Below are 20,799 nucleotides of genomic sequence, written 5' to 3' on the forward strand. Positions count from 1 at the left end.
CATGCGTGATCTGACCCATTCCATCGGTCCGGTGCAGGCGGTAAAGCCCGTCGTCCTCACCGCCACCGACACCAGCGCGGCCGTCGACCTCGCGGGCTTCAACGCTGCCGGCATCGTCGTGTCCACCGGCGCCATCGCGGGTAGCGGCGACTTCACCGCCAAGCTGCAGGAGAGCGACACCACCACGTCCGGCGACTTCGACGATGTGGCCGCTGGTGATCTGATCGGTTCCTTTCCCGCGTCTCTCGCGGCGGACAGCACGGTGAAGGTCGGCTATGTCGGCAACAAGCGGTATGTCCGCACGGTGGTCACCAAGAACAGTGGCACGTCCATTGCCGCCTCGGTGGTGGTGATCAGGGGCCATGCCGACACCCGGCCGGTGGCCTGATGCTGACCGTTATCACCCCCGCCAGCGGCACCGCCTTGACCACGGTCGAGACGGTAAAGGCCGGTCTCGACCTGACGGGGGCCGATGACGACGCATGGCTTGCCGATACCATCGACCGGGTTTCTGATCGGATTACGGGCTGGTGCGGCCGGGTATTCGGACAAGAGACGGTGCGGGAGACATTCCGCCTCCATCGCCCCTTGCCGTCCTTGATCCTGTCGCGCTGGCCCGTGGCTTCGATTGCCAGCGCAGTCGAGGACGGGGCGCCCTTAAGTCCTGATGCTTTCGAGATTTCGGCCTCGGACGGCATCCTGTACCGCCTCAATGCCAAGGGCCGATACCTGTCGTGGCCCCCGGCAACCGTGGCGGTCGAATATACGGCCGGCTGGCTACTGCCGGGGCAGGCTGGGCGCAATATGCCGGGCGACATCGAACAGGCGGCCATCGACTTGGTGACGCGGGCCTATCGTGCCCGGGGACGCGACCCGGCCTTGCGGTCGGAGGATGTGCCCGACGTATATGCGGCCTCCTATTTCGATACCGCCAAGGCCTTCGACAACGGTCTGCCCCCGGACCTGGCCAGCGCACTGGCCCGCTATCGAACGCCAGGGGTGGCCTGATGCCTATCGCCGCCCCTCGCGTATGCAAATGTGGCGCCGTCGTGCGCGGCCGGTGCCCGTCCTGCACGCGGGCTTACGACCAGACGCGGGGCGGTGCGCGGCGACGTGGTTATGACCACCAATGGCAACGGGTGCGAGCTGCCTTCCTTGCGGCGCATCCGGTCTGCTGTGTGGCGGGCTGCGGCAAACCGGCGACCGATGCCGACCATATCCAGAGCGTGCGGGATCGCCCCGACCTGCGGCTTGCCCCCTCGAACCTGCGGCCGATGTGTCACGCGCACCACAGCCAGCGGACGAGCCGGGATCAGGTGCCCAGAGGGAGGGTCTGAACTTGGCCTGCCTGGGGGTGGGGACCGACCGGGGGTCGAATTCCAGACAGAGGTCAAAATGGGGTTTTTCAGGCGAGAGATCAGGCGATGAAGGGACGGAAGGGACATCTGGCACTGGTGACGGGCGATGCCTCGCCCTCTCGCTGCCCTGCGCCGCCGCCTTACCTGTCCGACCAGGCCAAGCGGGAATGGAAGCGGGTGGCGACCGACCTGCACAAACGCCGCCTGCTGGGGCCGGACATGCTGGCCACACTCGAAAGCTACTGCATCGCGGTGGGCATCGTCCGCGAGACCGAAGACATCATGCGGGCAGAAGGCCGAATGATGGCAAGCGAGGAGGGCCCGAAGCCTCACCCGGCATTCAGGATGCAGTCAGCCGCGATGCGCGAGGCGCGGCTTCTCGCCGCTGAACTGGCCTTGACCCCGCACCGGCGCGGCAAGAAAGGCCCCGAAGGGATGGGCGATGACGACGACCTTTCCGACCTGGGTCTTTGATCAGTCCGAGATTCCCGACCCGCACGGCTATGGCGACCGGGCGGTGCGGTTCCTGCGCGCCCTGAAACACCCAAAGTCCCGACAACCCGGCAACGGCTTCGAGGTATCGCCCTGGCAGGAACGCATCGTTCGCCGGATCTATGGCCCCTGCGATGAGACCGGCCGGCGCCTGGTGCGCACGGTCTTCATGCTGCTGCCGCGCGGCAACCGGAAGACGGCCCTTGGAGCCGCGCTGGCCCTGCTGCACACATTCGGCCCTGAACGAGTGCCCGGGGGTCAAGCCATCGCCGCCGCGGCTGATCATAAGCAGGCCCGCATCTCGTTCGAGGAAGCTGTTGGCATCGTCCGGGCTGACAGGCGTGTGGAGCGCGCAACCTCGGTGGTGGACTATAAGAATAGGCTCACTCACCCCAAATCTGGGGCCTTCCTCGAAGCCATCGCGGCCGATGCCGGCACCCAGCACGGTCGAACCCCCACCTTCGTCCTGGCGGACGAACTTCACGCCTGGAAGAAGCGCGACCTATGGGATGTGCTGCGTACCGGCCTGGTCAAGGTCTCGGGATCGCTGCTTGTGGTGATCACCACCGCCGGCCGGGGCCAGGAGAACATTGCCCATGACATCTATGCCTATGCCCGGAAGGTGGCACTAGGCGAGGTGATCGACCCTGGCTTCCTGCCCATCCTGTTCGAGACGCCGCGCGATGCCGATTGGCGCGATGAAGACGTGTGGCGCGCGGTCAATCCGGGTCTGCCCTATGGCTTCCCCGACATCGAGGGGCTGCGCCAGCTGGCCCGCGAGGCAGAGAACCGGCCGGCTGATCGCGAAGCCTTCCGCCAACTGCACCTGAATGTGTGGCTGGATCAGAGCGCCGATCCCTTCGTTGACATGGCCATCTATGACCATGGCGCGGCGCCGGTCGATCTGGATGAACTCGCAAGCCGGCCTTGCTGGTTGGCGGTGGACCTATCCAGCAATACCGACCTGACCGTGGTGGTGGCCTGCTGGCGCGCCGAAGATGATGGCTTCGTGGTCTGGCCTTGGTTCTTCTGCCCGGCCGACAATCTGCGCAAGCGGGCGGATCGGGACATGGTGCCCTATCCCCTGTGGGCGGAAGGCGGCTTCATCACCCCGACACCCGGCAACGTGGTGGACTATCGCGCCGTCGAGGACACGATTCGCGACTTGTGCACCCGGTTCGACGTGCGGGAAATCGCCTTCGACCCGCACCTTGCCCAACAGATGATGAACAACCTTGGGAGTGATGGCTTCCCCGTGGTCGCCATGCGCCAAGGCTGGATCACCATGGCCCCGGCGGTAAAGGAGTTGGAGCGGGCCATTGCCGGCGGCCAATTCCAGCACGGTGGACACCCGGTGTTGCGCTGGAACTTCGACAATGTGGCGGTGGAGACCGACCGCGCCGGCAACCGGATGATGACCAAGGGCAAGAGCCGAGACCGCATTGACGGGGCCGTGGCATCGGCCATGGCCGTGGCCCGCGCGGCAGCGGCCGGTTCCATGAGATCGGTCTATGAGACCGACGAGAGGAGGGAGGGGTTCGTCTTCATTTGAACCCTCGCCGGCGGGGCCTTGCTTGAGGATAGCCGGAAGCGCGCAAAGTCGGGAGTGGCGCTGCGATAACAACCCCGAACGCTGGCGGCAGGTCTCTCCCTCGCGTGGCCGGAAGAGGGCCGGGTCGCCTATGGGCACCCGGCCTTTCGCATCTTGTAAAACATAGGTTTCGAGGGTTTTGAGGGTGCCTCTACCGACCTGCCACGAAAATTTCGGGAAGTTTTGAAGGTTTTGAGGGTGGCCTTATCGAGCCTTTTCCGAAATTTCAGCCTTCGCGACGAGGGCATCCAGATAATCGGCCCATGCCTGCATCATCTTTCGCCGCTGTTCCATGTAGGTCGCCCGGCGATAGGCCGCCTTCACCTGATCGGGTTCCTTGTGGGCTAACTGCCGGTCGATCCAGGCCGGATCGAAGCCCTGCTCAGACAACAGACTATCGGCCATGGCCCGGAAGCCATGGGCGGTCATCTCGCCAGCGAAGCCATTGCGCTTGATCGCCATCAGGGCCGTGCCCTCGGAGATATGGCCTGTCTTCGAGCGGTCAGAGGCGAAGACATGGGCATTCCGTCCGGTGACCGGCTTCAACCCCTTCAGGATCGCCACCGCTTGGGTGGACAAGGGCACGGTGTGTTCGGCGCGGGTCTTCACCCGTTCGGGAGGAATGGTCCATGTGGCCTTGTGCAGGTCGATTTCCGACCACCGGGCACGGCACAGCTCTTTGCCCGGCCGGGTAAAGACCAGGGGCATGAATTTCAGCAGGGCAACCACCACAGGGTCACCGCGATAGGCATGGATCATGAGCATGAGGTCAGTCACCCGGTCGGGATCGGTGACGGCGGCATGGTTCTTTGTGGCGTGCCGGCGAACAGCCCCCTTCAGGCTGGGCACGGGGTCCGCCGTCACCCGCCGGCCGCTCTGGATGGCATAGCGAAAGACCTGCCCGCACTTCTGCAGGATGCGCCGCGCGGTCCTGATCCCCTTGGCCTCGATTTCGTCGGCGAGGCGCAGCAGGTCCGGGGCCTCGACTTCGGCAACCGCCATGGCGCCGATGACCGGGAAAGCGTGGGTTTCCATCATCGAGAGATTGCGGGCATGGGTGCCGGGGTCCAACTCCTTGGCTTCCCTTTCCAGCCATTCGCGGGCCACGGCCTCGAAAGTGGCGATACCCATACCTGCCGTTGCCCGCTTGGCCTGTTGCTTCGCGGCGGCGGGGTCGATCCCCTCCGATAGCAACCGCCTTGCCTCCCTGACTCTTTCCCTGGCATCGGCAAGGGAGACGGTCGGATAGGCCCCGAAGGTTGTGGTCTTCTGTTTGCCGGCGAAGGTGTAGTTCAGTCGCCACAGCTTCGACCCGCTAGGACTGACCAGGAGGTAGAGACCGGCGCCATCCGCCTTCTTATAGGGGGTCGATTCGGGCTGAAAGGCGCGGATCGCCTTGTCTGTCAGGGCCATCATGGTATCGGCGCCCATGGTATCGGCGCCGCCTCAGGGATTCGATACCATGACCCTGCCGCGATACCATGGATCATACCATGGAAATTTCTGGCTGCGGGCGCACGGATACGGACACCGACGCACAGGCTAAGGGGAAAAAAGCTAGGTTTTCTGGGGGTTTCTGGACGGATACGCACAAGGGCGAACGTCTGCAAATAGCCAGTTGGCGTCCCCAAGGGGATTCGAACCCCTGTTACCGCCGTGAGAGGGCGATGTCCTAGGCCTCTAGACGATGGGGACCAGAGCCGGGAGAGGCGGGTTAATAGCCGCTCCCGGCGTGCCGATCAAGTGTTTTCTGCGGCAGGCGGCAAGGCCGCGGCCAGCAGGGCGTCGATGCTGGCGAGGTCGGTGTCGAAAGCGGTGACGAAACGGTAGAGGCCGGCCTCGCTCGCCGGGTCGGCCGGTGGCGCGCCCCAGGGGTAGAAGTGATAGCCGGCGCGCAGCAGGCGATCGGCGATCGCGAGCGGCAGGCGCACGAACAGCTCGTTGCCATCGACCGGGTGATCGAGGTCGACCCCCGGCAGGTCGATGAGGCCAAGGGCGAGATGGCGCGCCGCCTCATTGGCGTGGGCGGCATTCTTCAGCCACAGGTCGTCGTCGAGATAGGCGAGGAGCTGGGCCGAGAGGAAGCGCATCTTCGAGAACAGATGGCCCGCGCGCTTGCGCCGGAACAGGAAATTCTCGGCAGAAGCAGGGTCGAAGAAGATCACCGCCTCGGCGGCGAGGGCGCCGTTCTTGGTCGCGCCGAAGGACAGGGCCTCGACCCCCGCCTTCCAGGTCACCTCGGCCGGGGTGCAGCCGAGGCTGGCGACGGCATTGGCGAAGCGGGCGCCGTCCATGTGCAGATGCAGAGATTCGGTGCGGCAGAAAGCGGCAATGGCGGCGATCTCGGCCGGGGCATAGACCGTGCCGCATTCGCTCGCCTGGGTGATCGAGACGACGGCGGGTTGGACCTGATGCTGGTCGCCCTTGCGGAGGGGCGCGATGCGGGCGGCGAGGGCGGCCGGGGTCAGTTTTCCATCCGGCGCCGGCACGGCCATGATGCGGGCGCCGGTCATCGCCTCGACCGCGCCGCATTCGTCGACCTCGACATGGGCTTCCGCTCCGGCCAGCACGCCGCCCCAGGGCGGGGTCAGGGCCGAGAGGGCAAGGGCATTGGCGGCGGTGCCGGTCGCGACTGGATACACCGCGACTTCGCGCTCGAAGACCTCGCACAGGCGCTTCGTCAGGGCCTCGGTCAGCGGATCGGCGCCATAAGCCGGCATCGGCCCGGCCGCCGCCGCTTCCGCCAGCGCGGCGACGATCTTCGGATGGGCGCCTGTGACATTGTCGGACGAGAAATTCATGGGCAAACCTCGAGATACGCTTCGCAAAACCCGTCCGGCCCCGGCCACCAGGCCCGGCAGGCGCCGTCCGCCCCGACGATGAGCCAGACCAGACTGTGATCATAGGCGCCTTCCCGGTCGCGGGGCGAGGGGATGGGCGCGCTGGCAGGATGGGAATGATAGAGCCCGACAATACGCCGGCCGACGGCCCGCGCCTCGCGCTGCAGCTTCAGGTGCAGGGCGGCGTCGATCTCGAAGGTGTCGAGCGCACCGTCCGGGGCGAGGTTGGGCGAGGGCAGGGCTTCGTCGGCGAAGGCGTCCCCCCTTTCAGCGTCATCCCGGCGCGGGCCGGGATCGCGGGACGGGAAGGGCGCCTCTCTCGTCCAAAGGCCCCGGCCTGCGCCGGGGCGACGGGTTTCAGGGGGCAATCCTTCGGCGGCGGGACCGAGCAGGAAACCGCAGGCTTCGCGCGGGTGCTCGGCCGCGGCATGGGCGCGCAGGGCGGCGAGCGCGGCGGCCGAAAGACGCAGCGCCCGTGCCATCGGTCAGGGGGCGCCGGCGGTCAGGGCGGTGCTGCCCACGGCCTGCCCGGTCGCTGGGTCGATGAAGAGCAGGCGCTCGGCACCGGAGGCGGCGCGCAGGCGCAGGACCAGCCGGTCGCCGGCGCCTGTCGTCTCGATCAGGGTCTCGCCCGCCGGAATCTCGATCGCCGCCGCGATGGCGCCTTTTTTGCCGCCTACCTTGGTCGCCAGCCCGTAGATGAACAGGGCCATCATGACGAGGAAGATGACGCCGAGGATGATCACAACGGCCTTGAGGCCACGGGGGTTGCTGGGCAACTCTTCAGCCATGATGGATATGCTCGCGACGCTTCATAATCTGGTGGTGCAGGATGCCGCAGGCGGTGATCGCCTGGATCGTTTCCTCGCCACGGCCACCGGCCTGTCGCGGGTGCGACTGAAAGGCCTGATCGAGGCCGGCCGGGTCACGGTCGACGGGGCGACCATAGAGGACGCCTCGGCCAGGGTCAAACCGGGTCAGTCGGTGGTGCTGGGCGTGCCGCCCGCCGCGCCGGCCGCCCCGGTCGCGCAGGCGATGGATCTGGTGATCCCTTACGAGGACGAACATCTGATCGTGGTCGACAAGCCGGCCGGGCTCGTCGTCCATCCCGCGCCCGGCAATCCGGACGGCACCCTGGTCAACGCGCTGCTCGATCATTGCCGGGGCAGTCTCTCCGGTATTGGCGGGGTGGAGCGGCCGGGCATCGTCCACCGCATCGACAAGGACACCTCGGGCCTTCTGGTCGTCGCCAAGACCGAGGCGGCGCATCATGGCCTCGCCGATCTGTTCGCCCGCCACGATCTCGACCGCGGCTACAAGGCCGTGGTCTGGGGCAGTCCGGCAAGCAACGAGGGCACGGTGGACCGGCCCATCGCCCGTTCGCGCTTCGACCGCAAGAAGATGGCCATCGTCGAGGACGGCAAGCCCGCGATCACCCATTGGCGGGTGGAGCGACGCTTCGGCCGGCCGCCGTCGGCCAGCCTGCTCGACTGCCGGCTGGAGACCGGGCGTACCCATCAAATCCGGGTGCATCTGACCTCCCTCGGCCATGCGCTGGTCGGCGATCCGGTCTATGGCCGGGTGCCGCGCGGCGCGCCCAGCGCGGCGGCGGCTTTCGACAGGCAGGCGCTTCACGCATGGCTGCTCGGCTTCCGGCATCCGATCAGCGCGGAACTTCTGCGATTTGAGAGCGAACTCCCAAACGATATGTCGGATTTGCTTGACAGTCTGGAATCTATCTAAACAATGACGATATCCGATTGCCTCACTCAGGTATTGCGCGACCCCGCCGATTTCCCGACTGTTGGGGCAAGCACATTTCCCGGCCGACGCCAGGAGGTAAACCCATGAGCGTTCCCTCGACCATGAAAATGCCGGCCCTGCCCGACGAAGGCAGCCTCAGCCGCTATCTCTCCGAAATCCGCAAGTTCCCGATGCTGGAGCCGGAGGAGGAATTCATGCTGGCCAAGGCCTGGCGGGAGCATGGCGATTCGGAAGCCGCGCACCGGCTGGTGACCAGCCACCTGCGCCTCGTCGCCAAGATCGCCATGGGGTATCGCGGCTATGGCCTGCCGGTGTCCGAGCTGATTTCGGAAGGCAACGTCGGCATGATGCAGGCGGTGAAACGCTTCGAGCCGGACAAGGGCTTCCGCCTCGCGACCTATGCCATGTGGTGGATCCGGGCGGCGATCCAGGAATATATCCTGCGCTCGTGGAGCCTCGTTAAGATCGGCACCACGGCGGCGCAGAAGAAGCTGTTCTTCAACCTGCGCCGGATGAAGGGCAAGCTGGCCGCGCTGGAAGAGGGCGATCTGAAGCCCGAGCATGTCGCGCAGATCGCCCACAAGCTGGCGGTGACCGAGGCGGACGTCGTCTCGATGAACCGCCGCCTCGCCGCGCCCGACCACAGCCTGAACGCGCCCTTGCGCGTCGACGGCGAGGGCGAGTGGCAGGACTGGCTGGTGGACGAGACGCCGGACCAGGAAGTCCGCCTTGCCGAGCGCGAGGAAATGGATATCCGCCGCGGCCTGCTGAAAGACGCCATGGGCGGCCTGACCGAGCGCGAGCGCGACATCCTGCAGCGCCGCCGTCTCGTGGAAGAGCCAGTGACGCTGGAAGACCTGAGCCAGGAATACGGTATCAGCCGCGAGCGTGTGCGCCAGATCGAGGTGCGGGCGTTCGAGAAATTGCAGAAGGCGATGCGCAATGCCGCCCATGGTCAGGCGCGTCCCGCGCTGATCGGCGCCGCCGCCGACTGACCTTGCCCTGATGGGCAGCGCCCCCGGCCTCGGCCGGGGGCGGAACCCCGCCGATCAGTAGATCGAGAAGGGGAAATACTTGTCGTTGATCGTCTTGTAGGTGCCGTCCTCGAGGATCTCCTTGATCGCCTTGTTGAGGGCGAGGCGGAGTTCGTCGTCACCCTTGCGCACGGCGATGCCGACGCCGTCGCCCAGGATTTCGCGCGGCTCGTACATGGCGGGGCCGACGAAGTCGAATTTGGCGCCGGCTTCGGTCTTCAGCCATTCGGCGGTCACCAGCTTGTCGACGAGGGCGGCCTCGACGCGGCCGGCCGACAGGTCGGCGTAAAGCTCGTCGACGGTCGCGTAGAGCTTCACCGTCGAGTCCTTGTAGACCGCTTCCAGCATGTTGGCCTGAATGGTCGAGGACTGGGCGCCCAGGGTCTTGCCCGCCATGGCCTTGGCCGAGGCGTCGCCGACGTCGGTGCCCTTGGCGGCGACGAACTGGGTCGGGGTGTTGTAATATTTATCCGAGAAGTCGACGACCTTCTTGCGTTCGGCGGTGATCGACATCGAGGCGACGATGGCGTCGTACTTCTTGGTCTGCAGGGCGGGGATGATGCCGTCCCAATCCTGCGCGACGAATTCGCACTTCACCTTCATCTTGTCGCACAGGGCCTTGGCGATATCGACGTCGAAGCCCTGGAGCTTGCCTTCCGAGTCGATGAAGTTGAACGGGGGATAGGCGCCCTCCGTCCCGATGCGGACGACTTTCTCTTCCGCCGAAGCGGGCGCGGTACCGAGGCCGATGGCCGCCAGGATGGTGGCGGCGGCCGCCAGGACGCGCAGGCCGCTGTTCGTGCGAAGGCCAAAGAACATGTTCTGATCCCCCAGAGGTTTCGGACGCCGCCAGCGTCGCGCGCTTGGACAGGGAGATCAAGCGCCTTGGGTGTTTTCCGCGTTCGGTGCCGGGGCCGTCGCCCCGGTGGCGTGGAGGGAAGCCTCGGGCGAGGTTTCGGCGGGGACGTCGGGCGTTGCCGCGGCGACGGGCGCGCTGGTGGTGTCGGGGGCGGTCCCGGAGGCGGTGTCGACCTCGCTCCCGACCACGGGATCGTCGACGGCGCGGCGACGGCGTCGCAGCAGCACCACGACGATGGCGCCGACGCCGCCCAGCAAGCCGCCGATGACCGCGCCGACCAGCGCGGTCGAACCCATGGCCTGCCATTCGCTGCGATTCGGCACCGGCAGGGCGGCCGGCATGGCACTGTCGTCGTTGGTGAACTGCAGGTCGGCCATGCCTTCGGACATTTGCCCGATCAGGGTCTCGAACACCGACTTGCCGGTGGCGGCGCTGCCGTCATAGGCGCTGAACAGATTGATGTTCACCGGAATCTGCCGGACCAGCCCAACCCCGGCGACGCCCGCGACCATGGTCTTTTCCGTGCCGCGCCCCTGCAGGCTGGTGGTGCCGACATAGATCGCGAGTTCGTCGCGGGCGATCACCGCGAAGACGGGCTTCGGCGCGTCGGACGGCTTGCTCGCCTTCGCCTGGGCTTCGCCGTTGGCGGCCACTTCCTCGATCGTCGCGGTCGGAAAGGGCTTGGCGACGGCATTCAGATAGGACGGTCGCGAATCGGTCACCCGCTCGATCTGGGCGCCCTGGGTCAGCAGCAGGACCTGGCCGAAGTGATCGAGCACGGCGCGGTCGCCGTTGCGCAGATCGACCAGTTCGTTGCAGTCGCCGAAGGCGAGGGCGATGCGCATGGTCTCGCTCACGGCGCCGCGCATGGCGAGGATCAACTGCGCTTCGGCCGGCCGCGATTCGTCGAGCACGCAATAGCCGGCGAGGGGCGCGATTTCGAGGGTTTCGCCATTGCCAATGTCGACCCCGACCGCCTCGGCCGCGCGCGGCAGCAGCACGGTGGCGGCAGCGAGGCCGGCGCCCAGGGCCAGGGCTGCGGAGAAGCGGGAGCGGAGGCGCATCATCAAGGCGGGAACCATCGGCCGGCGGAACACGAGTCGGTCGGCTTGCGGCCGACATTCGCGCAACGTTACCTTTGGATCAGCGCGTGGAAAGACAAAAAACGACCGCATCGCGCAAGAGGGAGAACAAATTGACCGGCTTTCGTGACATCGCTTCCGGGCTTCGCTTTCCGGAAGGCCCCGTCGTCCTGCCCGACGGCGACATCCTCGTCGTTGAAATCGAACGCGGCACCCTGACCAGGGTCGCGCCGGACGGACGGCTGAGCGTGGTCGCCCATTTGGGCGGCGGCCCGAATGGCGCCGCCCTCGGCCCCGACGGCTGCGTTTATGTCTGCAACAACGGCGGCTTCGAATTCGCCGACCTCGGCGGCGTGCTGGTGCCGGGCCATCAGGCGCATGACTATGGCGGCGGCTGCATCCAGCGCGTGGACCTGTCGACCGGCAAGGCCGAGGTGATCTACACCCACGCCGGCGACATCGCCCTGAAAGGGCCGAATGACATCGTCTTCGATGCCCATGGCGGCTTCTGGTTCACCGACCACGGCAAATCGCGCGACCGCGACCGCGATACCACGGGCGTCTTCTACGCCCGGCCTGACGGCAGTTTCATCGAGGAAGTGATCTTCCCGTTGCAGGCGCCGAACGGCATCGGCCTGTCGCCCGACGGCGACACGCTCTATGTCGCCGAAACCTTCACCGGCCGGGTGTGGTCCTTCGCCGTCACCGGGCCGGGGCGAATCGGGGGCGAGCCCGGCATCCTTGGCCACCCCGGCAATCTGCTGCTGGCGCCGGGCGGGCTCAATCTGTTCGACAGTCTCGGGGTCGACGGCGAGGGCCATGTCTGCGTCGCCACCCTGATCAACGGCGGTATCACCACCGTCTCGCCCGACGGGCGCGAGGTGGCGCATATTCCCTTCCCCGATCCGCTGACCACCAATATCTGCTTCGGCGGTCCGGATCTGCGCACCGCCTATGTCACCCTGTCGGGGACGGGGCGGCTGGTGGCCTGCGACTGGCCGCGCAAGGGATTGCGGCTGAATTACGCCTGATCGTCGGCCTTCCCCTTATCACCGGAGGGGGCGCGGCGGGCGATGGACGGCCGGGAGAGGTTTTTTCCCGGCCGCTTCCTGGAAATGTCACCGAATTGGTATATTCTTCGGCCATCGGGCATTGCGCGACAAAATGGCGCGCCATCATACAGACCTGACAAATAGTCAGCATAAGTCATTGGGTTGGCGCCACTTTTCCCGTCGTGGCATTTACGCCACAGTTTGCGATGCACCCAAAGCCTCAATCAATCCACAAGACTTGACACCGTTTTGGGAACGGTGTCGGGTAAGGGTGTCATGCGGCATTCGCAATGCTGCAATGCAATAAAGCGGAAGCGCCAATAACAATTCGGGGTCTGGAGCGGGGCACCGCGATCCAGAGGGTGGGAGGCCAAGTTGAAGAATTCACACGAAATTCGTGCGCGTCTGGCGTTCGGTGGCAGCTTCGCTGCGCTCATGGCGGCCGCGCTTCTCTCGAATCCGGCGGCTGCCGCCGAATTCCAGGCCGGCGATGTGGCGATCACCACGCAGGTCACGATTTCCGCCGGTTTCGGCATCCGCACGCAGGATCGCGACGCCCAGCTGATCTGCCCGCAGAACTATGCCGGCGGCAGCGCGACCACCTGCAACGGCGACGACGGCAACCTGAATTTCGACAAGGGCGATATGGTCTTCGCGCCGGTCCGCGCCCAGGGCGAGGCGACGGCGCAGTGGCAGAATTTCACCTTCTATGTCCGCGGTCAGGCCTATTACGACGCCGTCTATGACAATGGCGACTTCTCGACCCAGGGCGGCGTCGCCGTTCCCGGCTACCGCGACATGTCGGGCCGCCAGTCGGATGCCGCCAGCAATGTCTCGTCCTTCGACTACGAGCTGATGGACCTCTGGGTTCGCGGCAATTTCGACATCGGCGACCGTCAGCTCTCGGTCAAGCTCGGCCAGCAGACCATCGGCTGGGGCGAAGCCGCGGTGACCCCGCTGTCGCTCGCGCAAGTGAACTCCTCCGACCAGTCGAAGCTGCGCGTGCCGGGCGCCGAAATCCGCGACGCCGTGCAGGCCATGCCGGCGATCGACATTTCCTATGAACTCGGCGCCGGCCTCAGCGTCGAAGCCTTCTACCAGTTCGACTTCCGCAAGTCGGTCACCGATCCGCAGGGCAGCTTCTTCAGCACGACCGACATCGGCGGCAAGGGCGGCGTCGGCTTCGGCGTCAAGGGCGACTACGACATCATTCCGCCGAACGCGACCAATTTCGCCACCGGCAATGTGCCGCTGTCGGTGCCACAGGCAAAATTTGAAAGCAATTCGGACGGCAAGAACTGGGGCGCAGCGGTGCGTTACTACTCGCCCGAGCTGAACGATACCGAATTCGGCTTCTATTTCGCCAACATCCAGCCGCGCAGCCCGGTCCCGGTGTTCTACATCGCCGAGGACGACAAATACATCAACACCGCGGTCGAGGCCGGCACAGCCCTGCCGGGTCTCATCGCCAAAGAGGTGGCTAATTACGCGGCGACGGGGAAGACGCCCGCGGAGATCGCCGCCTACCAGACCTTCCTCGCCACCAATGCCAAGGCGCAGGGCGGCCTGATCGTTCAGGAGAATGCCCGCAACAGCAAGATCGTCCTGGAAAACCCGGGCGAAGTGCAGATGGTCGGCGCCAGCTTCAACACCAATCTCGATGCCCTCGGCATCTCGCTCGCCGGCGAACTCGCGCTGCAGCACGATCTGCCGGTGCTGATCGACGGCGAAACCTGGGCGACCGACTTTTCCTGCGGTCTCTACGGCGCTGTCCTGACCGGCGGTGTTCCCCTGCCCTGCAGTCATCCTGCGATTGGTCTCAAGAACCAGCTGAGCGACTACCTCGGCTCGACCACCAATCGCCCCGGCGCGCGGGTCGCGGGCTATCTGCTTGAGGACGTCTATACTTACGTCCTGCGCAGCATCAAATCCTTCGGCTCGACCGACACGCTGCCGTCGTTGATCGGCGCCAATTCCGCTTCGCTGCTGCTTGAATTCGGCGGTGTCTATATGGACCTTCCGGATCCCGGCGTGCTGACCATGGACGCTGGCGGCACGGGCACCATCGGCGACGGCAGCAGCACCGATCCCCGCGCCAGCAAGCTCAGCGGCGCGACCGAATGGTCGGGCGGCCTGACCATGGCGCTGTCCGCCAGCTACCCGGACGCGATCCTGGGCGCGAACCTCACCCCCGCGCTTCGGGTGCAGACCGGCCTCTTCGGCATTACGCCGCTGACGGGCGGTTACACCCGGGAGGCGACCGCGGTGACCTTCGCGCTCGACGCCGACTATCTGCTGCAGTGGAAGGGCTCGATCGGTTACACGACCTACTTCGGTGCCGGCCGTCAGAACCTGCTGAACGACCGCGACTTCTTCCAGATGACGCTCAGCTACTCGTTCTAAGACTGGGGGGGAAGGGATCTGCCCTGATCCTGAAAGACATAACGATAAAAAGACATCGGGCCGCGCGCTGCGCGGCCCAAGCGGGAGACATCGCATGAAACGTATCGCGTATCTTGGGCTCACCCTCGGTCTCGTCGCCTTCGGCGCCGCGGCCCATGCCGCCGGCGGCGCCGATCAGGTTGCCCGCATCGGCGTCGATCTCACCCCGATGGGCGCTGTCAAGGCGGGCAATGCCGACGGCACGATCCCGGCCTGGGATGGCGGCCTGAAGGCGCCGCCGGCGGGCTATGCCCCCGGTCAGCGGCTGGTCGATCCCTTTCCGGGCGACAAGGTGAAATTCACCATCACCGGGCAGAATGTCGATCAATATGCCGCCAAGCTCTCGCCCGGCCAGATCGCCCTCCTGAAGACCTATTCCACCTACAAGATGAATGTCTACGAGACGCGGCGCAGCTGCTCGTATTCGCAGAAGGTCTATGACGCGACCAAGAAGAACGCGACCTTCGCCAAGCTCTCGGCCGACGGCAACGGCCTCGAGGAAGGCCTCGTCGGCGTGCCCTTCCCGCTGGCCACGGAAGGCATCGAGTTCTTCTGGAACCATCGCTTCCGCCCGCATCTCGGCTTCAAGTTCAAGCGCGCCTTCGCCCTCGCGGCGGTCAATCGCAACGGCGACTACACGCTGGTCAAGAGCCAGGACGAAGGCATCCTGCACTACATGGGCCCGGGCCTGCGCACCGAGGGCGATGCCACCAGCCTGAAGCAGCTGAACAACGTCTGGATCACCTATCTGTCGATGACCACGGCGCCCGCCCGCATCGCCGGCTCGATCATCCTCGTGCTCGACAACATCAACGACGCCGATGGCCCCCGTCAGGCCTGGCAGTACAATCCCGGCACCCGCCGCGTGCTGCGCGCCCCCGACCTCGCCTTCGACAATCCGGGCACCAACGCCGACGGCCTGACCACGATCGACCAGTTCGACGTGATGAACGGCTCCCCCGAGCGTTACACCTGGAAGAACAACGGCGTGAAGGAAGCCTATATCGGCTATAACGCCTATAAGGCCAACGCGACGAAATACGCCGACTTCCTCACCGCGCAGCATCCCAATCAGGACGTGATGCGTTACGAACTGCACCGGGTGCACGAGGTCGAGGCGAACCTGCGCGAAGGCGCCCGCCACGTCTATGCCAAGCGCGTCTTCTTCCAGGACGAGGACAGCTGGACCTTCGCCAACGTCTCGCTCTACGACAGCCGCGGCCAGCTGTGGCGGGTCCAGGACGCGCCGATCATCAACTATTACGACGCGCAGTCCTGCAATCAGGCCTTCGAGATCGACTACGACCTGCAGTCGGGCCGTTATCTCGCCCAGACCATGAACATGGAAGAGACGCCGATCGACACCAACGCGACCGAGCTGCAGCCCGAGCGCTACACCCCGGATGCCATCCGGCGTCTGTCGACCCGCTGATCGCAGCGCCATCGCGTGTCATGGGGCGGCCCTTCGGGGCCGCCCTTTTCTTTGCCCGCAGATCCCTCCGCATTGGTCGCTGTTGCCGGGAAAACGGCGCCATCAGGGCGCGACAATCTGACGCAAGTCGTGAAAGAATTCGCACCAGAAGCGAGAAAACTCGCGGCGGGCACGGCAGGCGGACGTAAAGAGTTCCGTCCGACAGATAAGCCGGCACCGCAACCTGGGGGGGCGCGATGACGGTGCGGACGAAAGCCCGGCGCGGGGGGCGCGGGTTGTTGCGGTCGGTATCGGGGGCCGGGGTCGGCGGTGCCTTGCTGTCCGCGGGACTGGCAGGCGCGATCGACCTCGAGTGGGGGGAGGTCTCGGGCAGCATCATCACGTCCCTCTCCGTGGGCACGCAGATGCGCCTCGCCGACCGCGATCCGCGCAATATCGGCTACGCCAACGGCGGCCGCAGTCCGACCGCCGGCAATGACGACGGCAATCTGAACTTCGATCAATACGATCTGCTGACGCTGATCGGCACGGCGACGAGCGAAGTCAGCCTGCGCTGGCGCGACTACGGCCTCTATGTCCGGGGCACCGCCTTTTACGACTATATCGCCGACAACAACGATCTGGCCGACAACGGGCCGGACACGAGACGGTGGCGCGGCGAATATTCGATGAATGGGCAGGAGAAGGCCCGTTACGCCGCCCGGATGCTCGACTACTACGTCTCGGGCCATTTCGATGTGCTGGGCCATGACCTGTCGGTCCGCCTCGGCAGTCAGGTGCTGAACTGGGGCGAGGCCCTGTTCACCATCAACGCGATCTCGGTGATCAATCCGATCGACGTCGCCCGCATCCGCGTCCCCGGGGCGGAGTTGCGTGACGCGCTCATTCCCATCCCCATGATCTCCGCCGCCTATGAATTCGGTGGCGGCCTGTCGATGGAAGGCTTCGTCGCCTTCGATTTCGAGCCCTACCGGCTGGAGGCCTGCGGCAGCTTCTTTTCCGCGACCGACACATTCTGCAATGGCACGCAGGGCGTCGGTGTCGGCACCGATTTCCAGGATGCCCGTTCCTATTACAAGGGGCGCGACGATCCCCAGGACAATGGCGCCGAATACGACGGCATCTCCGCCGACTTGCCGACCGACGACGAGGCCGCGGGGACCGACTGGGGTATCGCCCTGCGTTACTATTCGCCCGAACTGAACAACACGGAATTCGGCCTCTATTTCATCAATTATCAGAGCCGGCTGCCCTCGATCCGGGTCTATTCCGACTATCGCAATCCGCAGACCGGCACGCTGAACGGCCTGCCCTATCTGGCCGAGCCCTTCGGCACGCGGCCCCGCTCGACCGTGCTCGACAATCTCGATCACGGCAGCCTGACGCTTTATTATCCGGACGACGTCCAGCTGCTCGGCCTTTCGTTCAACACGACGATCGACAGTCTCGGCGTCGCCCTCAACGGCGAGGTCTCGTGGAAGCACGATGTGCCGGTGTGGATATCCGAGCCGGTGCTGACCTTCACGGTCTACAATTATGCCGGCGGCAATCCCCTGCTCGCGGGCGAGGCGCTGGGCTTCGCGCCCTATGTCGAGACCGGCTATCCCTTCGACGAGGATCCGCAAGGCCCGGTGCGTCTGACCCTCGACGAGCGCCACGACATGTGGAACGCCAATCTGCGGGTGACCCGCATCCTGCCCACGACCAACGCGCTGGTCTCCCTCCTCGGCGCCAATGCGGCGACCATCCTGATCGAGGCGGCGGCGATCTATGTCGATATCGACCCGGACGGCCCTTACGACTATGCCGCCTACGGCCAGAACGGCTTTACCGGCTTCCACACAAGGCCGCTCGCCGCCGCGCCGGGGGTGGTGGCGCAGCCGTCGGTCAGCCTGCCCGAACAGGGCGACCCCCGTATTCCCGCGACCTGGAAGCCGCCAACCCAATGGTCGGGCGGCGTCCAGGGCCTGATCTTCGCCGACTATCCGGACGCCTTCGGCAGCGGGGTCAATATCACGCCTTTCCTCGCCTTTTCCACCGGCCTGTTCGGGACGACGCCGGCGCCCAATCCCGGCTTCACCAAGAGCCTGAATTCGCTCTACCTCGGCTTCAAGGCGGATTACCTCGGCATCTATTCCCTGCAGGTCGCCTATTTCAAGAGCTGGGGCGCGGGCGGCGGCGGGGGTGGTTCGCGCAACCCCTATATCGACCGCGACTTCGTCGGCATGACCCTGTCCTGCGTCTTCTGACGCCGGGGCCGGGCGGCTCTCCAGGGCAGGGTAAAGGCCGGGTTAAAAAATGACGCCGATTACGATCCGGCCCCTCCATAGCTGACAAATCTGACGGTATCTCCGGAACGGGGGCATTATTCCGGCTCACGGATTTATTTTGACGCGACAAGGCGCCCTCGCTATGCGTAAACGGAAAGGCCCGACGAGACGAAGCGGGCGCCGCGTTCATTCAGGCATATCGGATGAACCGGTCAGTTGCGTGCAGGAGGGGAGCCGAGGTCATGGGTACCGCCATTCGCGGTGCAGCCGGGGGGCAGAATGCGCCCTCGTGTGCATCGAAAAAAATGACGCCACACACTGAATCCAAGCGTCGTCGGGTCACCCCCGCGACGATGACGGCCCTTGTCGTCCTGTCGCTCGCGGTGCCGGCCTTCGCCGTCGAATTCGACCTGACCGACGAAATTTCCGGCTCGATCATCACCTCGCTGTCGACCGGCCTGCAGATGCGCGTCGCCGACCGCGACCGGCGCAACTATGGTCTCTACAACGGTGGCCTCAGCCATTCGGCGAGCACCGACGACGGCAACCTGAATTTCGACAAATACGACGTCTTCTCGCAGATCTCGACGATCTCGTCGGAAGTCAGCCTGAAGTGGCGGGATTTCTTCCTCTATGCCCGCGGCACGGCGTTCTACGATTCCATCGCCGACATGAACAATCTGTCGGAGAACGGCCCGGAAGAGCGGCCCTATCGCGGCCAGTATAATCCGAAGGCCCAGGAAAACGCGCGTTACGACGCCGAGATGCTGGACTACCTCGTCGGCTACAATTACCAGCTCGGCGACCGCTACGGCGTCGTGAAGATCGGCAACCAGGTGCTGAACTGGGGCGAAGCCCTGTTCACCATCGGCGGCATTTCGGTCATCAATCCGATCAATGTCTCGAAGATCCGCGTGCCCGGCGCCGAACTGCGCGACGCGCTGATCCCCGTGCCGATGATCTCGAACTCGATCGACCTGTTCCAGGGCGTCTCGCTCGAGGCCTTCTACCAATGGGGTTTCGAGCCCTTCAAGCTCGAGGCCTGCGGCAGCTACTTCTCCTTCACCGACGCGCTGTGCGACGGCGCCGAAGGCATTTCGGTGCTGACCGATTACGGCGATGCCCGCTCGTACAACGCCGGCACCGGCCAGTCGACGGCCTCGTTCGACGTGCCCGCCTCGGTGGGCGGCCCCGACCTCTATTCCGTCAACATGCGGCTGCAGGACGACCAGCCGGATTCGGTGAACGACTGGGGCGTCGCCCTGCGCGCCCTGGTGCCCGAGCTGAACAACACCGAATTCCAGCTCTATTACATGCGCTATACCAGCCGCCTGCCCTCGCTGCGGGCCGTGGTGCCGCATGATGCGCCGGGCACCGGCCATGTCAGCGGCACGGAACTGGTGACCAATGCCCCCGCCCTGCTTGGCGGCGTGCTGAACGGCCTCGGCGTCGATCAGCTCGACGGTCTCGTCACCACGCTGAACAGCCTGCTGAATTCGCCGGTCGGCTCGTCCGTCGCGGACCTCGTCGCCGCGCTGGCCGATCCGCTGGCCCAGCCGCTGGTCGATGCCCTGATCGACAATGGCTCGGGCGGGGTCTATGGCACCTATCCGCGCTCGGCCGTGCTCGAGAACCTGAACAACACGGTCCTGCACAAATATTATCCGGGCGGGATCGACATGGTCGGCTTCGCCTTCAACACGCTCGAGGAATGGACCGGCGTCGCGATCAATTTCGAGCTGTCCTACAAGCACAATGTGCCGGTCTTCACCTCGGAAACCAATTTCGTCGTCACGACCTATAACGCGGCGGGCGGCGTGCCGATCGACCCGGTGACCAATGCGCCGATCACCGCTCTCGGCCTGCCGGCGGAAAACCCCGGCATCGCGCCCATCGTGAATGTGCCGGGCAGCCAGACGCCGGACCTGACGACCAGCGGCCCCAACACGATCTATCTCGACAAGCGCCAGGACATGTGGCTGGCGTCGATGCGCTTCACCAAGCTCTTCGCCTCGACCGACACGCTGACCAGCCTGCTCGGCGCGTCCTCGGTCACGGCGCTGGTCGAATTCGGCGCGCTCTATTTCGACCTGCAGAAGGATGTGAAATACGCATCCTACGGCCAGTTCGGCTATTCGGGCTTCGGCACGTCGCCGCTCAATGTCGGCGGCCTGACCGTTGTGCCGACGCTGATGGCGACCGATCTGCCGCCCTATGGCGACTACGGATTCTACTTCCCCGAGACCGGCAAGGCGCCGACGCGCTGGTCCGGTGGTGTCCAGGGCTTGATCTTCTGGGATTACCCGGACATTTTGACGGGTGTCACGCTTACGCCCGCCATTGGTTTCTCGTCCGGCCTGTTCGGCATCACGCCCTCGCCGCACCCGGGGTTCACCAAGGGCGTCAACTCGGTAAACCTGCAGCTCAAGGCGGAGTATCTGAGCAACACCTCGGTCATCCTCAACTACTACAAGAGTTGGGGCGGTGGCGGCGGTGCGGCAGGGTCGCGTAACCCGTATATCGACCGCGATTTCGTCGGCCTGACCTTCAACTACCAATTCTAAGAAAAGCGCCTCACGCTGC

The 20,799-nt window shown here is 65.4% G+C and carries 17 protein-coding genes and 1 tRNA gene; 11 read left to right on the plus strand and 7 right to left on the minus strand.

The features are described from left to right. Position 1: 1 nt before the first annotated feature. The 4 genes from DKG74_RS08860 (at position 2) to DKG74_RS08880 (ending at position 3,402) form a co-directional block, all read left to right on the plus strand. Complete coding sequence (locus DKG74_RS08860) at positions 2–388, plus strand: hypothetical protein (RefSeq protein WP_109904834.1); 387 nt, start codon at positions 2–4, stop codon at positions 386–388. After that, a complete protein-coding gene (locus DKG74_RS08865) occupies positions 388–1,008 on the plus strand; it encodes a hypothetical protein (protein ID WP_109904836.1) in 621 nt (206 codons plus the stop codon). Before DKG74_RS08860 ends, DKG74_RS08865 begins: the two co-directional genes overlap by 1 nt. A 416-nt stretch (positions 1,009–1,424) precedes the next feature. Then, complete coding sequence (locus DKG74_RS08875) at positions 1,425–1,832, plus strand: phage terminase small subunit P27 family (protein ID WP_109904838.1); 408 nt, start codon at positions 1,425–1,427, stop codon at positions 1,830–1,832. Next, positions 1,801–3,402: a terminase large subunit gene (locus tag DKG74_RS08880; protein WP_109904840.1), complete on the plus strand. Its 1,602-nt coding sequence runs from the start codon at positions 1,801–1,803 to the stop codon at positions 3,400–3,402. The genes DKG74_RS08875 and DKG74_RS08880 overlap by 32 nt, the downstream gene beginning before the upstream one ends. A gap of 243 nt (positions 3,403–3,645) precedes the next feature. On the opposite strand, the gene DKG74_RS08885 is transcribed toward DKG74_RS08880, so the two are convergent. From DKG74_RS08885 to DKG74_RS08905, 5 genes are all read right to left on the minus strand, one after another. After that, positions 3,646–4,857 carry a tyrosine-type recombinase/integrase gene (locus DKG74_RS08885; protein WP_165837603.1) on the minus strand — a complete coding sequence of 404 codons (1,212 nt, stop codon included), beginning with the start codon at positions 4,855–4,857 and terminating at the stop codon, positions 3,646–3,648. Positions 4,858–5,060: 203 nt separating this feature from the next. Then, positions 5,061–5,136, minus strand: a tRNA-Glu gene (locus DKG74_RS08890). A gap of 44 nt (positions 5,137–5,180) precedes the next feature. After that, positions 5,181–6,242 (minus strand): threonine aldolase family protein, encoded by a 1,062-nt coding sequence (locus DKG74_RS08895; protein WP_109904844.1) that lies wholly within the window; start codon positions 6,240–6,242, stop codon positions 5,181–5,183. Continuing rightward, a complete protein-coding gene (locus DKG74_RS08900; RefSeq protein WP_109904846.1) occupies positions 6,239–6,763 on the minus strand; it encodes a M67 family metallopeptidase in 525 nt (174 codons plus the stop codon). Before DKG74_RS08900 ends, DKG74_RS08895 begins: the two co-directional genes overlap by 4 nt. 3 nt (positions 6,764–6,766) lie before the next feature. After that, a complete protein-coding gene (locus DKG74_RS08905; RefSeq protein WP_109904848.1) occupies positions 6,767–7,072 on the minus strand; it encodes a hypothetical protein in 306 nt (101 codons plus the stop codon). Here DKG74_RS08905 and DKG74_RS08910 point away from each other — a divergent pair. Then, positions 7,071–8,024 (plus strand): RluA family pseudouridine synthase, encoded by a 954-nt coding sequence (locus DKG74_RS08910; RefSeq protein WP_109904850.1) that lies wholly within the window; start codon positions 7,071–7,073, stop codon positions 8,022–8,024. The genes DKG74_RS08905 and DKG74_RS08910 overlap by 2 nt on opposite strands. 104 nt (positions 8,025–8,128) lie before the next feature. Next, the gene (gene rpoH / locus DKG74_RS08915; RefSeq protein WP_243404073.1) at positions 8,129–9,040 is read left to right on the plus strand and encodes an RNA polymerase sigma factor RpoH; all 912 of its coding nucleotides are present in this window, start codon (positions 8,129–8,131) and stop codon (positions 9,038–9,040) included. Positions 9,041–9,094: 54 nt separating this feature from the next. Here the strand turns inward: rpoH and DKG74_RS08920 are convergent, their stop codons facing one another. Both DKG74_RS08920 and DKG74_RS08925 read right to left on the minus strand, forming a co-directional pair. Beyond that, a complete protein-coding gene (locus tag DKG74_RS08920; protein WP_109904852.1) occupies positions 9,095–9,898 on the minus strand; it encodes an ABC transporter substrate-binding protein in 804 nt (267 codons plus the stop codon). A 57-nt stretch (positions 9,899–9,955) separates the two neighbouring features. Continuing rightward, on the minus strand, positions 9,956–11,008 hold the full coding sequence (locus DKG74_RS08925; RefSeq protein WP_133251547.1) for a hypothetical protein: 1,053 nt from the start codon (positions 11,006–11,008) through the stop codon (positions 9,956–9,958). A 125-nt stretch (positions 11,009–11,133) separates the two neighbouring features. Here DKG74_RS08925 and DKG74_RS08930 point away from each other — a divergent pair, with 125 nt between their 5' ends. From DKG74_RS08930 to DKG74_RS08950, 5 genes are all read left to right on the plus strand, one after another. Then, a complete protein-coding gene (locus tag DKG74_RS08930) occupies positions 11,134–12,051 on the plus strand; it encodes an SMP-30/gluconolactonase/LRE family protein (protein ID WP_109904856.1) in 918 nt (305 codons plus the stop codon). Between the two features lie 396 nt (positions 12,052–12,447). Continuing rightward, positions 12,448–14,475 (plus strand): DUF1302 domain-containing protein, encoded by a 2,028-nt coding sequence (locus DKG74_RS08935; RefSeq protein WP_133251548.1) that lies wholly within the window; start codon positions 12,448–12,450, stop codon positions 14,473–14,475. 94 nt (positions 14,476–14,569) lie between these two features. Then, a complete protein-coding gene (locus DKG74_RS08940) occupies positions 14,570–15,946 on the plus strand; it encodes a DUF1329 domain-containing protein (protein ID WP_109904860.1) in 1,377 nt (458 codons plus the stop codon). Positions 15,947–16,221: 275 nt separating this feature from the next. Next, complete coding sequence (locus DKG74_RS08945) at positions 16,222–18,195, plus strand: DUF1302 domain-containing protein (protein ID WP_165837604.1); 1,974 nt, start codon at positions 16,222–16,224, stop codon at positions 18,193–18,195. 326 nt (positions 18,196–18,521) lie between these two features. Then, the gene (locus tag DKG74_RS08950) at positions 18,522–20,780 is read left to right on the plus strand and encodes a DUF1302 domain-containing protein (RefSeq protein ID WP_165837605.1); all 2,259 of its coding nucleotides are present in this window, start codon (positions 18,522–18,524) and stop codon (positions 20,778–20,780) included. Positions 20,781–20,799: the final 19 nt, after the last annotated feature.

Origin of the sequence: Zavarzinia aquatilis, assembly GCF_003173035.1 — a bacterium.
Lineage (GTDB): Bacteria > Pseudomonadota > Alphaproteobacteria > Zavarziniales > Zavarziniaceae > Zavarzinia > Zavarzinia aquatilis.